Genomic DNA, 15439 nt, shown 5'->3' on the forward strand with positions numbered 1-15439 from the left:
CCGCGACCTAAAAAGCGTTCGAATCACGCCCCGCGCCAGTCGACGAGCGCCTCGAAGCGGTCCCAGGCTTCCCGGTCGCGGGCACCGCCCGCGCGGTCGACGACCGACTCGGCGTGACGGATGCGCTCACGGAGGCGCTCGGTGTCGTACCGGTCGACGTCCAGCCGCGAGGCCGCGACCGTGGCCTCGACGACGGCGCCGTGGGCCCGCGAGACGACCGGTACGGTCTCGCGCTCGACGGACGAGTCCTCGACGTGAAGCGCCCACTCGACCCACCCGGTGCCGTCCTCGGTGCCCGAATCGCGCTCCTCGACCCGGACCCGCGCCCACGCGTCCGCCGAGTCGAGCACCGGGCCGGCCTCCTCGCGCACCGCACAGGCCGCCTCCACGAAGTCGACGGGGTCGCGTGTGAACTGGACGTAGCCCTCCCCGCGGTCGCCGAAGTTGTGCCACGTCCGGGTGCGGCCCCAGGTCCGCGCGGTCACGGGACCGTCGCCGTCGGGCGCGTGCAGGCCAAGCGCGGCGACGTTCCAGCGGTCGTTCGGGCCGCGGGTCGTCACCACCGACTCGGCGACGCCGTCCCAGTCGGCCGGCCACTCCGCGAGCGCGTCGGTCACACGTCCAGCCCCCGTTCCAGCGCGACGAACAGCGCCGCACACGTCAGGTCCGCGGTCGTCCCGGGGTTGATTCCCCGCTCGACGAACTCCTCGGCCAGGTCCTCGGGGTCCTCGGCGCCGTCGAGCGCCGCCGCCGCGCGCTCGCGAGCCTCGCGTGCGGCTTCGGGGCCCGACGTCGTCCGCACGAACCCGTCCTCGCGTTCCGCCAGCAGGCGGAGAAACGCCCGCGCGCCCCGCTCGCTCGCGAGGCCGGCGTCGTCGAGCATCCGCTCGGCCTCCCGGAACACGCGAGGGAAGCCATCGGTCCACTCGTCGGCGTTACCGTCGCCCTCCGAGCGGCCCATCACGTCGTACAGCGTCAGCCCCCGCTCCTCCAGAGCGGGCACCGCGTCCGCACCACGGCGAACGTCCAGCGCATCCATCCCCTCGGGCGGGTCGTCGACGGCCACGTCGACGTGCTCGAACGCCCGGTAGAAGTCGGCGGCGTCCGCGACCGTCGTGGCCTCGCAGGTTTCGCGGGCGCGCTCCCGCGTGAGGTCGCCCGTCGCGGCCGTCCGCACGAGCGGCACGAGCAACAGCAGACAGCCGAACTGCGTGTTGCCCCCGCGCTGGTCGCTCATCCCCTCGACGGCGGCCTCGAACGCCTCGCCGACGGGCGCACCCGACTCGGCGCGCCGCAGGCCCGACAACGACCCGACCGCCCCCGCGAGGAAGTGGTCGAAGTGGAGGTCGGGGTGGTCGCGGTGGCGGTCGACGTTGCCCGGTTTCGGCGTGCCCGCCACCTCCAGCAGGAGCGCGAGCTGTGCGTTGTTCGCCGGCGACCTCATGCCGGCACCTCCGCGTCGAGCGCGCGCCGGACCCGCTCCAGCACCCGCGGGTCGTCCGATGGGCGGCCGACCGAGACGGCGTCCGCGCCGTACTCGAGATACTCGCGAACCGTCGCGCGGTCGCGGACGCCGTTGTTCGCTAGCAGGAAGCCGCCGAACCGCTCGCGGACGTCGGCGACGACGGGTTCGGAGTCCATCGCGTCGACGTGGAGACAGTCGGCGCCGGCGGCCTCGAGTCGCGCCGCGAGCGCCGGCAGGTCGACGCCCGGAACCTCAGTGCGGAGCTTCACGCTCACGTCGGCCCCGGCGTCGCTCGCGGCGGCGACGTACTCCGCGAGTCGGTCGTCGTCCCGCAGGAGGGTCTCGCCCGCGCCGGCGTCGCACATCTCCGTCTGTCGGCAGTGGGCGTTCACCTCCAGTATCGCGCCGTGGTCCGCACAGACCACCGCCGCCTCGCGGAGCGGGTCGGTCGACGTGGTTCGGACGTTGACCCCCGGGCGAAGAGGCGCGTCGTCCAGTTTCCCCAACTCGCGGTCGACGAACGCGACCGGGTCCTCGGGCAGGAACTCGGTGCGGTCGCGGGCCACCAGTTCCCGGGCCGCCCGCCGGGTCGGGGCGTCGAGCGCGACGCCGCCGAGAAACGCCGCGCCTGCCCACTCGGCGCCCGCGAGCGCCCACTCGGCGTCGGACTCGCCCGACAGCGACGCCAAAGCGAGACGCGGCTCGAACATCACGCAACCTCCGCGAGCGCCGCGTCGACGGCGCGGGCGACCCGCTCGCTGTCGGCCGACGAGTCGAGCGCCGTGTCGGTGTGGACGACCGGCCGGTCGAGGTCGGTGCCGTCCTCGCTGTCGAGCACGAACGCGTCCGCGAACGGGTAGGCGTCGGCGACGCCCGCCGTGGAGGGCTCCTGGCCGGTCGCCGCCATCAGTTTCGCGGCGGGCCCGGAGAACACCCGGTCCTCGACGAACGGCGAGACGGCGACCACCGGCGTCGAATCGAGCGCCTCCCGTATCCCGTCGACCGCGAGCATCGGCCCGAGGCTCGTGACGGGGTTGGAGGGACCGACGACGACGGGGTCGTCCAGCGCGTCGAGCACCGCCGGCGTCGGGTCGGCGTCGTCGGCGCCGCGGAACTCCACGCGCTCGACGGCGGGGTCGCCGTTCCGGTGGACCCACCACTCCTGAAAATGCTGGACGCCGTCGGGGGTGTGAATCAGCGAGGCGACGGGGTCGTCGCTCATCGGGAGGATGGAGCGGTCGACGCCGAACGCCGCACACAGGCGACGGGTCGCCTCGGTCAGGGTGTGTCCCTCGTCGATGAGCCCCGTCCGCGTGAGGTGGACCGCACGGTCCCGGTCGCCGATGTGCATGAACTCCGCGACGCCGGAGAACCGTCGCCAGCGGGCGATTTCTCGGCCGTCGGTCTGTGCGTCCGCGGGGAGGTAGCGCGGGCCCGAGTCGAGACCCGCCCGCTCGGCGAGCGCGCCGAGTTCGTCGTGCGTCCGGTGGGGGTCGTCGTCGATGCCCCACCACGTCTCGGTGTCGAGGACGCCGCCGTCGAGGAACAGTTGCGTGTCGAGGTCCGGGCAGACGAGGTGGCCCGCGATTTCGACGTCGTCGCCCGTGTTCCCCACGACGGGCGTGTCGGCGGGCGGGAACACCGCCTCGGCGCCCCACAGGAGCTTCGGGGTGCCCGTCCCGCCGGCGAGGAACGTAACCATACCCGACCGTACGCGCGGTGGGGTTTGTGGGTTTCGTCGCCGGCACCGGTCACTCGAAGCCCGAGGCGTCCGTGATGAACCCCTCCAGAGCGACCACGTCGCCGTCCTCGTACACGCCCCGTCCCCGCTCCCACACGGTCCGCTCGGCGCCCTCCCGCGTGACGATGCGGTAGGTCACTTCGAAATGCTCGCGGGCGTCGACGGCCTCCTGTATCGTCGCCCACGTCTCGTCTCTATCGTCCGGATGGATGACCTCGGACCCCCACGCTACCCCGCCGCTCTCTATCGTGTCGGCGGCGTAGCCGGTGAGCGACTCGCACTCCCCCTCGACGTACTCCATCGGCCAGTCGGGGGCGTTGCGACACCGGTACACCATCCCCGGGAGGTTGCTGATGAGCGTCTCGAGTCGACGGTTGCGCTGTTCGAGATGCCGGTGGGCCCGGAACGCCTCCACCGCGTTCTCGATGCGGTTCGCGAGCAGTTCGAACCGTTCGCTCCCCGGTTGCTTCCGCATGTAGTCGGTGACGCCCGCCGAGATTGCCTCGCTCGCCACCTCCTCGCTACCTTTCCCGGTGAACAGCACGAACGGGAGGTCGGGGTAGTCTGCGCGGACGGATTCGAGGAACTCGAGGCCGTCGCGCCCGGGCATCTCGTAGTCGGAGACGACGCAGTCGGTGTCGTCGTCCAGTTCCGACAGCCCCGCGCCGGGGCCGGCCGCGCCGGTCATCTCGAACCGGTCGCTCTCGCGTCGCAGGTAATCCGCAGTGAGGTCGACGAACGAGGTGCTGTCGTCGACGTGAAGCACCCGGATCGGTTCCTGCGATGTCGACATGAGATTCGACGTTGGATAATCATGCCACGCTGGCCGTAATAAACTGGTGGGGCGACTTCACGGTGGGCAACCCGAACCGACTTGCCGGCGGTGGCCGAACCCGGGGGCATGAACGCCATCAAGGACTCCGTTCACGACTGGATTCCCCTGGACCCGGTCGCGGCGGACCTGCTGGACACCGAGGCGGTCCAGCGGCTCCGCCACATCAAACAGCTCTCGACGGTGCGGCTCGTCTACCCCTCCGCGTCCCACACCCGGTTCGAGCACTCGCTCGGCGTCTATCATCTCGCTCGGCAGGCACTCGACCACCTCGACGTCGACGCCGACCGTGCGGCCCACGTCCGGGCGGCCGCGCTCCTCCACGACGTCGGACACGGGCCGTACGGCCACCAGACCGAGGAGGTCATCCGCCGGCACGCCGGCACCGACCACGACGAACTCGGCGACCTCCTGTACCGGACCGACCTCCCCGGCGTCCTCGAACGCCACGGACTCGACCCGGAGCGCGTCGTCGCACTCGTCCGCGGCGACGGCGAACTCGGGCAACTGGTGTCGGGGGAGTTGGACGTCGACCGGATGGACTACCTGGTGCGGGACGCCCACCACACCGGCGTCCCCTACGGCACCATCGACCACGGCCGCCTCGTCCGGGAGTTGCGCTACCGGGACGGCCGGCTCGTCCTCGCGGAGGGAAACGTCCAGACGGCCGAGTCGTTGCTTTTGGCGCGGGCGCTCATGGACGGCATCGTCTACCGCCACCACGTCTCCCGCATCGCGGGGTCGATGCTGGAGCGGGCCTGCGAGCGCCTGCTCGATGCCGGCACCGACGTCGCCGAGTTCCGCCGGATGGCCGACCACGACCTGCTTGTCGAACTCCGCGAGGCGGTGCCGGAGCTCGGTGGCCGCGTCGAGCGCCGCGACCTCTACAAGCGGGCCGTCTGGGCCGGGCTGGACCGCGTGCCCGACGCCGTCACCGAACTCGACCGCGACGACGAGCGTGCCGCGGCCCGGGAGATAGCCGACGCCGCGGGCGTCGACCGCGAGCACGTCCTCGTCGACGCGCCCGCCCGTCCCGACCTGAAGGAGTCGCGCACCCGGGTGGTCGTCGACGGCGTCGTCCAGCGGCTCGAACAGGCCTCGGAACTCGTGGGGGCACTCCGAGCCACCCGCCGGGCGCAGTGGCGCCTCGGCGTGTACGCACCCGTCGACGAGCAGGACGCCGTCCACGAGGCGGCCCGCGACGTGCTCGGTCTCCCCTGACGGCAACGCTTTTCGGCCCGCTGGTGGAAGCCGGGACGATGTCCGACTCCGTCCCCGCCGACATCGACGCGCTCGTGACCGACTGGCGTGAGCGCCACGACGTGCCCGGCGTGAGCCTTGCCGTCGTCGACGCCGACGGCGTCGTCCACGAACGGGGGTACGGCGTCCGCGACCGGGAGATGAGCGCGCCAGCGACGCCCGACACGCTGTTTCCGGTCGGCTCCGTCGCCAAACCCGTCACCGCCGTCGCCGTCCTCCAGCTCGTCGACCGCGGCGACCTCGCGCTCGACGACCCCGTTCGCGAGTACGTCGACCCGCTCTCGGACGTGCCGGGCGACCCCATCACGGTCGGCGAGTTGCTCTCGCACACCTCGGGGATGCCCCGCGACTTCGTGGCGCAGTTCGAGGCCGACGAGACCGACGAGGACCGCTGGTCGTACATCGACGGCGCGGCCGACCAGCGGCTCACCGACCGGCCCCGCTACATGTACTCCAACAGCGGCTACTTCCTGCTCGCGGAGATACTGGAGGCGGTCGACGGCCGCCCCTACGACCGCTACGTCGCCGAGGAGGTGTTCGACCCGCTGGGCCTGGAGCGCGCGGGCGTCGGCCCGGACGCGCTGGGCGACCCCGACGCCGCGACGGGCTATCGCCGGACCGACGACGGCCTGGAGCCGGCGGAGGTCGACCACGGCGCGGGCGCGTCGGGTGGCCTCGTCGCCTCCGTTCGCCACCTCGGTGCCCTGCTCCGGTGCGTGCTGAACGACGGCCGCCACGGGGGCGAGCGGCTCCTCTCCTCTGCCCTCGTCGACGCGATGTGTCGCCGCCAGTCCCCGACGCTCCCCGGCGACGAGACGAAAGCGTACGGCTACGGCTGGGAACTCGACGCCCTGCTCGGCGAGCGACTGGTCGGCCACCGCGGCGGCATCGGCGTCGGCGGCGGCTACATCGGCCTCCTGCGCGAGCGGGGTCTCGGGGTGGCGCTCGCGTACAACACGGTCGGCCAGCCGACCGTCCCGTACGGCCAGGGGGCGCTCGCGCTGGCGGCCGGCGCGGACCCCCGCGAGGCGGTGCCGCTACTCGACGTGAACGACGCCATCGAGGCCGTGACGGGGACGTACACCGCGTACCGCGACGCCGTGACCGTCTCCGTCGAGCGCGGCCCCGCGGGAACTGTCGACGTGTCGCTCCCGTTCACGTCGTTCACCGCGACCCCCGAGGCCGTCGAGACGGAGCCATACGTGTTCTCGTTCCGGACGGGTGGCGGCGTCGACTGGCGCGCGGAGTTCCGCGACGGCGCGACCGACCTCGTCCTCTCGACGGGCAAGTGGACGATGCGACTCGGCCGCGAGGACTGACGCCTACCGCAGTGCCCGCACCGTGCCGCCACGCGCCGTTATCAGCAGGTCGTCCACCGCGACGACCCGGGTCCCGACGTCGGCGGCCGAGCGGCGCCACCGCTCGGTGCCGTCCGCCGCGTCGACGCAGACGAGTTCGTCCTCGGTGCGGGCGAGGACGGCGTCGCCGGTGACGACCGGACGGGCGACGACGCCGGTGGCGGCGTCGCTGTACCACAGTTCGCGCCCGTCGGACGGCGACAGCGCGAACAGCCCCGTCCGGTCGACGCACTCGGCGTGGGCGTACAGGCGGTCCGTGCCGGCCGCGAGGCCGAAGCAGGCGGCGTCGTCCACCGACTCCGACCAGTCGTGGCCGCCGTCGGTCACGGATTCGGCGCTCACCGTCGAGAACAGTTCCGTGGCGCCGAACACCGTCCCGTCGCGGTAGCACTGCGAGACGACGAAGTCCGCGCCGCCGCTCGGGGGCCGCTCCGTGCCGAGGTACTCGCCGGTGTCGGCGGCGAACCGCCAGGGCCGGTCCCACGAGCCACCGGTCGTCACGAACACCTGCCCGGCGCCGGCGAACACCGGTGGTTGCCACGGGTCGCGTATCGACGCCCGCCACCGCACGCTCCCGTCGCCGTGGGTTCGCGCGACTACCGCCGGGTCCTCGCCCGCCGAGACGTAGTAGAGGCCGTGACCGGCCGCGAGAAAGCCCCTCCGGTCCGGCGTCTCGACGCGCCAGCGTTCGGCGCCGTCGGCCCCGAGCGCGACGACGGCCCCGGCGGTCGGAACGTACAGCCGCCCGTCGACCACTCGGGGGGTACCCGCCGGGGCTCCGACCGACGCCTGCCACCGCATCGCGCCGGTGCGGGCGTCGAGCGCGTGGACAGTGCCGTCGTCGCCGCCGACGTACACCGTCGCGTCCGCGACGACCGGCGCCGAGAGCGACGCCTCGGTCGACGCGCGCCACAGTTCACTCGGGGGGTCGGCGGGAGCCGTCGCCGCTGGCGCGGCGTTGGTCAGGCCAGCGTCGTGGGTCGGGTGCGGCCACGACGACTCGACGCTCGCGGGCGTCGACGGCGTGGCGGGTCCGGTTACCGACGTCTCGGTCGCTGTGGGCGACGATGCCGACCCCCTCGGCGTCGAGCCGTCGTCGCCGAGACAGCCGGCCAGTCCGACCGTTCCGATGGCCGCGAGCAACGAGCGCCTGTTCATCGTCCCGGCGGAGTCGTGCCGCGGATGAATAGTTCGTGGTGGCACAAGGGCACGCTGTACCAACGGCCAGCGACGGTCCACGGGTCGCGCTGGCTCCGCCGCGCGAATACTGCGACCGGAGGAAGACCCAAGCGGCCGAGCGTGGTACGTGGGGGTATGGATGACAGCGGCGAGACCCGGGTCGAGGAACTGATGACGAGCCCCGTCGAGACGGTGTCGGCGGACGCCAGCCTCAGGACGGCCGCGGAGCGGATGCGCTCCGAGGAGATAAACTCCCTGCTCGTCACGAGCGCGGAGACGGGCATCGTCACCAGCACCGACGTGTTGGACGCGCTGGCGGCCGGCGACGACCCCGACGCGGCGACCGTCGCGGACGCGATGACAGCGCCCGTCGAGGCCGTCGACGCCGACCTGCGGCTCGGGGAGGCGGCCGCGATGATGGAGACGTACGGGTTCAACCACCTCCCGGTGCGCGACGGCGACGGCGACATCGTCGGTCTCGTCTCCACGGCCGACCTGCGGGCGACGCTCGCCTGACGGGCGTCAAGCAGTTTTTACCGGGGCCGACCGAACGGCCCCCCAATGCCGACCATCAAGGACTCCGTCCACGACCACATCACGGTCGAGGGGGCGGCCGCGGACCTGCTGGACACGCCGCCGGTCCAGCGGCTCCGCAACATCAAACAGCTGGGGACGGCGGAACTCGTCTATCCGAGCGCGAACCACACCCGGTTCGAGCACTCGCTCGGCGTCTACCATCTCGCGCGGCAGGCGCTCGACCACCTCGGCATCGAGGGGCGGCAGGCCGAGCGGGTCGGCGCGGCCGCCCTCCTGCACGACATCGGCCACACCCCCTTCTCGCACAACACCGAGGCGGTGCTGGAGCGCCACACCGGGAAGGAACACGACGACGTCCACGACCTGCTAGAGGGCGGCGAGGTCGAACGCGTGCTCATCAAACACGACCTCGACCCCGAGCGCGTCGCCGACCTCATCGCCGGCGACGGCGAACTCGGGCAACTGGTGTCGGGGGAGTTGGACGTCGACCGGATGGACTACCTGGTGCGGGACGCCCACCACACTGGCGTCCCCTACGGCACCATCGACCACGGCCGCCTCGTCCGCGCGCTCCGGGTCGTCGGCGGCGAACTCGTGCTCGGGGAGGGGAACGTCCAGAGCGCCGAGTCGCTACTTTTGGCGCGGGCGCTGATGAACCCCACCGTCTACTCGCACCACGTCGCGCGCATCTCGAAGGGGATGCTCCGACGCGCGACGGAGGCGCTGGTCGGCGACGCGGTGAGCCCGGAACGGTTCCGCCGGATGGACGACCACGACCTCATGGTCGCGCTCCGGAACCACGAGCCGACGGCCGACTACGCCCGCCGCCTCGACGGGCGCGACCTGTTCAAGCGGGCCGTCTGGGCGGAGTGGGCCGACGTGCCCGAGGAGCTCATCGAGGCCGACCACGAGCGCGTGCTCGACCTCGAAGGTGACATCGCCGAGGCGGCGGGCGTCGACGAGCGCGAGGTCATCCTCGACATCCCCGGGCGACCGGCGATGGCCGAGTCGTCGACGCAGGTGGTCGTCAACGGCGAGGTGCGACGGCTCGGCTCCCAGTCGACGCTCGTGGGGGCGCTCCGCACCGCCCAACACGAGCAGTGGCGCCTCGGCGTGTACGCACCCGACGACGCCACCGACCGCGTGGGGCAGGTCGCCGAGCGCGTGCTCGGACTCGACCTCGACGCGCTCGTCGTCGACGTGCGCAAGGGGCTCCACCAGACGCTCGACGAGTACGGCGCATGACGCGCGAACTCGAAGGGACGATACTCCGCGGTCGCGAGATGGACCCGGTCGAGGGCCGCGTGGTCGTCGAGGACGGCCGCGTCGCCGGAATCGAGGAGACGCCGACGGACTCGACGGACATCGTCTGTCCCGCGTTCGTCAACGCCCACACCCACATCGGGGACTCCATCGCCAAGGAGGCGGGCGGCGGCCTCTCGCTGGACGAACTCGTCGCGCCCCCGGACGGCCTCAAACACCGACTGTTGCGCGACGCCAGCCCCGCCGAACTGGTGAGCGCGATGTACCGCACCGTCCGGTTCATGGAGGAGTCGGGCACCGCGGCGTTCATCGAGTTCCGCGAGGGCGGCGTGGAAGGCGTCGAGCAGTTGCGCGACGCCACCGAGGACGTGCCCGTCGACCCCGTCATCCTCGGGCGCGAGGAGGTCGAAGCGATGGAGGCCGGCGACGGGTTCGGTGCCAGCGGCGCCCGCGACGGCGACTTCGACCGCGAGCGCAACCGCACCCGCGACGCCGGCAAACTGTTCGGCATCCACGCCGGCGAGCGCGACCCCCACGACATCAACGGCGCGCTCGATTTGGGCCCCGATTTCCTCGTCCACATGGTCCACCCCGAGGAGATACATCTCGAACGCGTCGCGGACGCGAACATTCCCGTCGTCTGCTGTCCGCGCTCGAACCTCGTCACGAAGGTCGGTCTGCCCCCGTTCGAGCGCCTGAGCGAGGCGACGACGCTGGCGCTCGGCACCGACAACGTGATGCTCAACTCGCCGTCCATGTTCCGCGAGATGGAGTTCACGGCCAAACACTCCGACCTCCCGGCCGACGAAATCCTGCGGATGGCGACGGTCAACGGCGCCGACATCGCGGGGCTGGAGTACGGCGTCGTCGAGGAGGGGAAGCGGGCCCGCCTGCTCGTGCTCGACGGCGACTCCCACAACCTCACCGGCGCGCGCGACACCGTCCGGGCGGTCGTTCGGCGTGCGGGCGTGAGCGACGTGAAAGAGACGGTCCTCGACGCTTAGACGACGAACTCGCCGTCCACCTTGAACGGCTCGCCGTCCACCTCGACGCGGGCGTCCTCGCTCACGTCCACGAGCATGTCGACGTGGGCCGCGCTCTGGTTGAACTCGCGGTCGTCGGGCACGCACTCCTCCATCGCCGTCCCCAGCGCGAGATGGACCGTATCGCCCATCTTCTCGTCGAACAGCAGGTTTCCCGTCGCGGTGTCGACGCCCTGGTTGGTGCCGATGCCGAGTTCGCCGACCCGGCGTGCGCCCGCGTCGGTGTCGAGGACGCCCTCGACGACGGCTTCGCCCGCCGCCGCGCCGTAGTCGACCACCTCGCCGTCCTCGAACACGAGTCGCACGTCCCGTATCTCGCGGCCGTCGCGGTACAGCGGCACGTCGAACGTGACCTCGCCCTCGACGCTGTCGACGACGGGCGAGGTGAACACCTCGCCGCCGGGCATGTTCCGCTTCCCGTGGTCGCTCGCGGCGGCCATCCCCTCCACCGACATCCGAACGTCCGTCCCGTCGGCGACGATGCGGACCTCGCTGGCGTCGTCGAGCACGGCCGCGAGCCGCTCCTGGAACGCCCGCAGGTCGGCCCAGTCGCGGTCGATGGCGTCGTACACGTAGTCGGTCCATGCGGCCGTCGACATCTCCGCGCGCTGGGCGTCCGCCGGGGTGGGGTGCTGAGTGATGACCCACCGGGTCGAGTCGAGCCGTTCCTCCAGTATCGGCTGGTCCGCGCGCCGCGACGCCGTCGACTTCCCGGGGTCGACGTCGCTCGTCTCGCTGGCGTTGCGGCCCGCCTGCACGAAGATGGCCACGTCGGTGGCCTCCATCTCCGCGAGCGCGTGCTCCTTCGTGCGGAACTGGTCGACGTCCATCGCCCGGGCGTACGCCCGGCCCGCTCGACTGCTCGACATCGCCGTCTTCGGGCGAGCACCGTGCTCGCCCAGTTTTTCGTACAGTGCGACGACCAGGTCCTCGGCGGCGGGCGGCGCCGTCACGAGCACGTCGTCGTCGGCCCCGACGTCGGTACAGTAGTCGACCAGTATCTCGGCGTGGCGGCTGATGCGGGGGTCCATGTCAGTCTGGACACGAGCCCTCAAGAAAAATCTCGGCCACGACCGGCCCGAAAGTGGAACTGGTCGGCTCGCGAACGTCGCGGCTCCCGAAAGAGGTTAATCCGGGCTCCCCGTGTCACTCGGTAGCATGTACGACCGGATACTCGTCCCGACGGACGGGTCCGAGGGGATGGGGCGGGTGGTCGCGCACGCGGCGCGACTCGCCGCCGTCCACGGCGCGACCCTGGAACTGGTGTACGTCGTCAACACCGCCGCGGTGGCGAACCTTCCGATGGAGACCTCCTGGGAGGGCGTCTCCGAGATGCTCCGCGAGGAAGGCGAGGGCGCGCTCGACGCCGCCGAACAGCGGGCACGGTCGACCGAGGCCGAGGTTCCCATCGAGCGCGTGCTCCTGGAGGGGAACCCGGCCCACGAGATAGTCAGTTACGCCGACCGCGGCGACTGCTCGCTGGTCTGTATGGGCACCCATGGCCGCGGCGGCGTCAGTCGTCTCCTGCTCGGAAGCGTCGCCGAACGGGTCGTCCGCTCCTCGGAGGTGCCTGTGTTGACGGTCCGGGTCGGCGAGGAGTGACCGACCGTTTCGCGCTACCCCGTACCGACGCACACGTATGTTCACGCTGACAGGAAAGGCCGTCGCGCTCGCCACCCTCGGCGCGCTCGTCGGGGCCGTCCTCCTGTTCAACATCTGGCTGGGCGTCCTCGCGCTGTTCGCCGCCGTCCCGTTCGCCTACAGGGTCGTCGCCGCGTGACTACTGCGGCCGCAGATGCTCGCAGTCGCCCGCGGTCACGCGTTCGGTGCCGTCGTCGGTCTCGACCACCAGCGTCCCGGGGAACTCGACGTCGACGGCCTCGCCCTCGACCGTGCCGCCGGGCGTCTCCACCCTGACCTCGCGCCCGAGCGTCCCCGATAGCTCGCGCCAGCGGGGCAACACCGCATCGAGGTCGCCGCGCAGGTCGTCGAACCGCTCGACGACCCCCTGCAGGAACGCGCGGCGCGACACCGCACCGACCAGCTGTTGGACGCTCGTGCCCGTCTCGGGTAGGTCCTCGGCCGGGACGTTCACGTTGACCCCCGGGCCGACGACGACCCACGAGACCCGGTCGGCCTCCCCCTCCATCTCGGTAAGGATGCCACACAGTTTCTTCTCCCCCTCGCCGGTGTCGACGAGCACGTCGTTGGGCCACTTGATGTGTGCGTCGACGCCGACCTCGCGGGCCGTCTCGGCGACGGCGACGGCCGCCGCAAGCGTGAACGCGGGGGCGCTGGTGGGCGGCACCTCCGGGCGCACGAGCAGGGAGGCGTACACGCCCCCGGGCGGCGAACTCCAGTCGCGGTCCAGGCGGCCGCGCCCCCCGGTCTGCTCGGCGGCGACGACGACCACGTCCTCGCGGCCCTCGGCGGCGAGGTCCCGGGCCCGGGCGTTCGTCGAGTCGAGCGCGTCGTGGAACTCGACGTCAACGTCGGCGTCGAGGCCGAACGCGACGGCCGCCTCGCCGTACTCGGGGACCGAGACGAGCCGGTAGCCGTCGCCGGCGTCCTCCACCTCGAACCCCTCCTCGCGAAGCGCCTCGACGTGCTTCCAGACCGCCGCCCGTGAGACGTCCAGCCGGTCGGCGAGCGACGGCCCGGTGACGGGGCCGTCGGACAGCGCCGCGAGCACGCGGCGTCGGGTCTCCTGCATGCCCCCCGGTTGGGAGAGCCGACCCTTGAGCGTTCTCACCCGCCGGCCGTCGTAGTCGGCGTCCCCGGCCGGTCGTCGGCCGTCGTCGCCGCCCGGGCCTCGGAGAGCCAGTCGGGCGACCTCGGGGGGTCGTCCCGCGTCGTGAACTCCACCCGGACCCACCCGGCGACGGGCGTGCCGTCGACCGACCCCTCGTAGTTGAACCTGTACGAGCGGACGACGCCCTCGTCGGTCACCGTGGCGACGAACTCCGTCACCTCGGCGTCCGCGACGGCGCGCCCGCGGACGGGAAGCCGTCGCGCCTCGAACGACTCGTCGACGACGCGGTAGTCGCCCGTCTCGGGGGAGCCCTCGGCGACGGTGACGCTGGCCGCGCCGAACAGCGCCCGCAACTGCGACCCGCGGGTCGTCTCGAACGGAGGCGGGACCCGGGAGCGCGTCCGGTAGGAGACGTTCGGGCCGTGTTCGACCCGGACGTAGGTGCGGTCCGCCACCGTGTGGAACCGCCGCTCGTATCGGTCGTAGTGGGGCGCGCCCCCGTCGGTGGCGTTCGAGTAGGCGTCGACGACCCGCGCGGTGTAGGCCGACCCGTTGCGCGTCGCCGCCCGGAGATACTCGACCCGCGGGTTCCGGTAGCGGCCACCCAGCACCGTCACCTCGTAGGAGTGGGTGGCGTTCGCGCGGGCCGCGAGCGCCCGCTCGTGAGCCGCAACCAGCGCCGCCGCGTCGCCGACTCCCGACGGCCCCACGACCGGTCCTCGCGGCTCCTCGGGCACCTCGGCGGGGGTGAGCGTCGGCGTCGCCGTGCCGTCGTCGACCGGGGCGGCCGTGCTACAGCCAGCCACCGACAGCAGAAGCGCCACAACGACCCCTCGCCCGAGACGGCTCCACCCGGTCATGCCGGGGCGTTCGAACAGTCACTCCTTCAGCGTTCCCACCGGTCGCGGCCAGCGCCTCGTCGTGCCAGTCGGGCGGGGCGACCGGCCCGGACGACTCGAACGCGACGGTCACCCACCCGCGAGCGTCGCTCCCGTTCCGCACGCCGGCGTAGTCGAACCGGTAGCCGACGACGCGCCCCCGTGGCGTCACCGTGGCGTAGAGGTCGGTCACTGTGGCGTCGGTCACCGGGCCCGCGACCGTCGGGAGCCGCCGGACCCCGAACGACTCGGCCCACACTCGGTAGTTCCCGCCGTAGCTCAGCGAGTTGGCGACGTTCACGTCGCCGGCCGCAAACAGCGCGTGCAACTGTGCCGCCCGCGTCGGGTCGACCGGCCGCGCCGCCTCGCCCACCCGCTGGTCGTACGAGACGCTCCCGTCGGGCCACGTGACGCGACTGAGCGTGCGGCCGGACGCGGTGTACTGCTCGGTGACGGTCACCGACTCGTTGACTCGGCCCCCGTCGAGGCGCTCGAACCGCTCGACGACCAGCCGTGCGGACACGTTCCTCCCGTCGGTGACGGCGTCGTAGTCGTGGTCGGTCACGCCGTCCTCGTAGGCTCGCTCGTACACCGAGACGGCGACGGTTCGGTTCCGTAGCGTCCGCTCGTGGGCCGCGACCAGCGCGGCCGCGTCCGGGACGCCCGCATGCGAGATGGGCCACGGCGTCCGGTCGGCGGGCACCGCGACCGGGGTCAGCGACGGCGTCGCCGGCGACGGCTCCGTGACCGCGCCGCTACAGCCCGCAAGCAGGAGTACCGCGACGACGGCGGGGACCGGGAGCCGGGCCATCCCGTCCTCAGAACGGTGCGTCGCCCCCGTCGAGCCGCGGTTCGGGGTCCCCGCCCAGCCCGGCCTCGGCGCGGACCCGCCGTATTTCGGGTATCTCGCGGGTGAGCCGCGTCTCCAGCGCCTGCACCGTCATCGGGGAGATGCCACAGCCCGAACACGCGCCACCGAGCGCGATGGTCACCTCGCCGGCCTCGGCGTCGAGATGCTGGATGGCGTGGCTCCCACCGTGGGCCGCTATCTGTGGGAACTCGCGCTGGACGAACCGCGTCACCCGCTCGCGGAGGTCGTTCTCGGTCGGCGTCGTCATGCCCCTCGTTGGC

The 15439-nt window shown here is 72.3% G+C and carries 18 protein-coding genes; 7 read left to right on the top strand and 11 right to left on the bottom strand.

What is annotated here, in order from left to right:
• Positions 1–23: 23 nt before the first annotated feature.
• From NL112_RS12420 to NL112_RS12440, 5 genes are read right to left on the bottom strand one after another with little or no spacing between them, the layout of a single operon-like run.
• Positions 24–617, bottom strand: coding sequence for a DUF447 domain-containing protein (locus NL112_RS12420; protein WP_255149155.1), 594 nt, complete (start codon positions 615–617; stop codon positions 24–26).
• Entirely contained in the window at positions 614–1444 is an 831-nt protein-coding gene (locus NL112_RS12425) for a triphosphoribosyl-dephospho-CoA synthase (protein ID WP_255149156.1), read from the bottom strand. Before NL112_RS12425 ends, NL112_RS12420 begins: the two co-directional genes overlap by 4 nt.
• On the bottom strand, positions 1441–2175 hold the full coding sequence (locus tag NL112_RS12430; protein WP_255149157.1) for a tRNA-dihydrouridine synthase: 735 nt from the start codon (positions 2173–2175) through the stop codon (positions 1441–1443). Before NL112_RS12430 ends, NL112_RS12425 begins: the two co-directional genes overlap by 4 nt.
• Positions 2175–3167 (bottom strand): 2-phospho-L-lactate transferase, encoded by a 993-nt coding sequence (gene cofD, locus NL112_RS12435; RefSeq protein ID WP_255149158.1) that lies wholly within the window; start codon positions 3165–3167, stop codon positions 2175–2177. Before cofD ends, NL112_RS12430 begins: the two co-directional genes overlap by 1 nt.
• 49 nt (positions 3168–3216) lie before the next feature.
• On the bottom strand, positions 3217–3999 hold the full coding sequence (locus NL112_RS12440) for a PAS domain-containing protein (RefSeq protein WP_255149159.1): 783 nt from the start codon (positions 3997–3999) through the stop codon (positions 3217–3219).
• A gap of 108 nt (positions 4000–4107) precedes the next feature.
• Here NL112_RS12440 and NL112_RS12445 point away from each other — a divergent pair, with 108 nt between their 5' ends.
• Both NL112_RS12445 and NL112_RS12450 read left to right on the top strand, forming a co-directional pair.
• Positions 4108–5259, top strand: coding sequence for an HD domain-containing protein (locus NL112_RS12445; RefSeq protein ID WP_255149160.1), 1152 nt, complete (start codon positions 4108–4110; stop codon positions 5257–5259).
• Between the two features lie 38 nt (positions 5260–5297).
• Complete coding sequence (locus NL112_RS12450; RefSeq protein ID WP_255149161.1) at positions 5298–6617, top strand: serine hydrolase domain-containing protein; 1320 nt, start codon at positions 5298–5300, stop codon at positions 6615–6617.
• A gap of 3 nt (positions 6618–6620) precedes the next feature.
• Here NL112_RS12450 and NL112_RS12455 read toward each other — a convergent pair whose 3' ends face one another.
• Positions 6621–7814 (bottom strand): outer membrane protein assembly factor BamB family protein, encoded by a 1194-nt coding sequence (locus NL112_RS12455; protein ID WP_255149162.1) that lies wholly within the window; start codon positions 7812–7814, stop codon positions 6621–6623.
• A gap of 156 nt (positions 7815–7970) precedes the next feature.
• On the opposite strand from NL112_RS12455, the gene NL112_RS12460 reads away from it, so the two are divergent.
• The 3 genes from NL112_RS12460 to NL112_RS12470 are packed head-to-tail and all read left to right on the top strand — an operon-like array spanning position 7971 to position 10639.
• Positions 7971–8351, top strand: a complete 381-nt coding sequence (locus tag NL112_RS12460; protein WP_255149163.1) for a CBS domain-containing protein — start codon at positions 7971–7973, stop codon at positions 8349–8351.
• Between the two features lie 45 nt (positions 8352–8396).
• Positions 8397–9617, top strand: a complete 1221-nt coding sequence (locus tag NL112_RS12465) for an HD domain-containing protein (protein ID WP_255149164.1) — start codon at positions 8397–8399, stop codon at positions 9615–9617.
• Positions 9614–10639, top strand: a complete 1026-nt coding sequence (locus tag NL112_RS12470) for an amidohydrolase family protein (protein ID WP_255149165.1) — start codon at positions 9614–9616, stop codon at positions 10637–10639. Before NL112_RS12465 ends, NL112_RS12470 begins: the two co-directional genes overlap by 4 nt.
• Here the strand turns inward: NL112_RS12470 and NL112_RS12475 are convergent.
• Positions 10636–11709: an aminopeptidase gene (locus NL112_RS12475; RefSeq protein WP_255149166.1), complete on the bottom strand. Its 1074-nt coding sequence runs from the start codon at positions 11707–11709 to the stop codon at positions 10636–10638. The genes NL112_RS12470 and NL112_RS12475 overlap by 4 nt on opposite strands.
• Before the next feature lie 127 nt (positions 11710–11836).
• Here NL112_RS12475 and NL112_RS12480 point away from each other — a divergent pair, with 127 nt between their 5' ends.
• Both NL112_RS12480 and NL112_RS12485 read left to right on the top strand, forming a co-directional pair.
• Positions 11837–12280: a universal stress protein gene (locus NL112_RS12480; protein ID WP_255149167.1), complete on the top strand. Its 444-nt coding sequence runs from the start codon at positions 11837–11839 to the stop codon at positions 12278–12280.
• A gap of 37 nt (positions 12281–12317) precedes the next feature.
• Complete coding sequence (locus NL112_RS12485) at positions 12318–12458, top strand: hypothetical protein (RefSeq protein WP_255149168.1); 141 nt, start codon at positions 12318–12320, stop codon at positions 12456–12458.
• Here NL112_RS12485 and NL112_RS12490 read toward each other — a convergent pair whose 3' ends face one another.
• Genes NL112_RS12490 through NL112_RS12505 form a run of 4 tightly spaced genes read right to left on the bottom strand, consistent with a single transcriptional unit; the run spans position 12459 to position 15426 of the window.
• Positions 12459–13391 carry a biotin--[acetyl-CoA-carboxylase] ligase gene (locus NL112_RS12490; protein ID WP_255149169.1) on the bottom strand — a complete coding sequence of 311 codons (933 nt, stop codon included), beginning with the start codon at positions 13389–13391 and terminating at the stop codon, positions 12459–12461.
• A gap of 35 nt (positions 13392–13426) precedes the next feature.
• On the bottom strand, positions 13427–14290 hold the full coding sequence (locus NL112_RS12495) for a hypothetical protein (RefSeq protein ID WP_255149170.1): 864 nt from the start codon (positions 14288–14290) through the stop codon (positions 13427–13429).
• Positions 14223–15119, bottom strand: coding sequence for a hypothetical protein (locus NL112_RS12500; RefSeq protein WP_255149171.1), 897 nt, complete (start codon positions 15117–15119; stop codon positions 14223–14225). Before NL112_RS12500 ends, NL112_RS12495 begins: the two co-directional genes overlap by 68 nt.
• 7 nt (positions 15120–15126) lie before the next feature.
• Positions 15127–15426, bottom strand: coding sequence for a NifU family protein (locus NL112_RS12505; RefSeq protein WP_255149172.1), 300 nt, complete (start codon positions 15424–15426; stop codon positions 15127–15129).
• Positions 15427–15439: the final 13 nt, after the last annotated feature.

This window comes from Halorarius halobius, from assembly GCF_024298865.1.
In the GTDB taxonomy this organism is placed as follows: Archaea; Halobacteriota; Halobacteria; order Halobacteriales; family Haloarculaceae; genus Halorarius; species Halorarius halobius.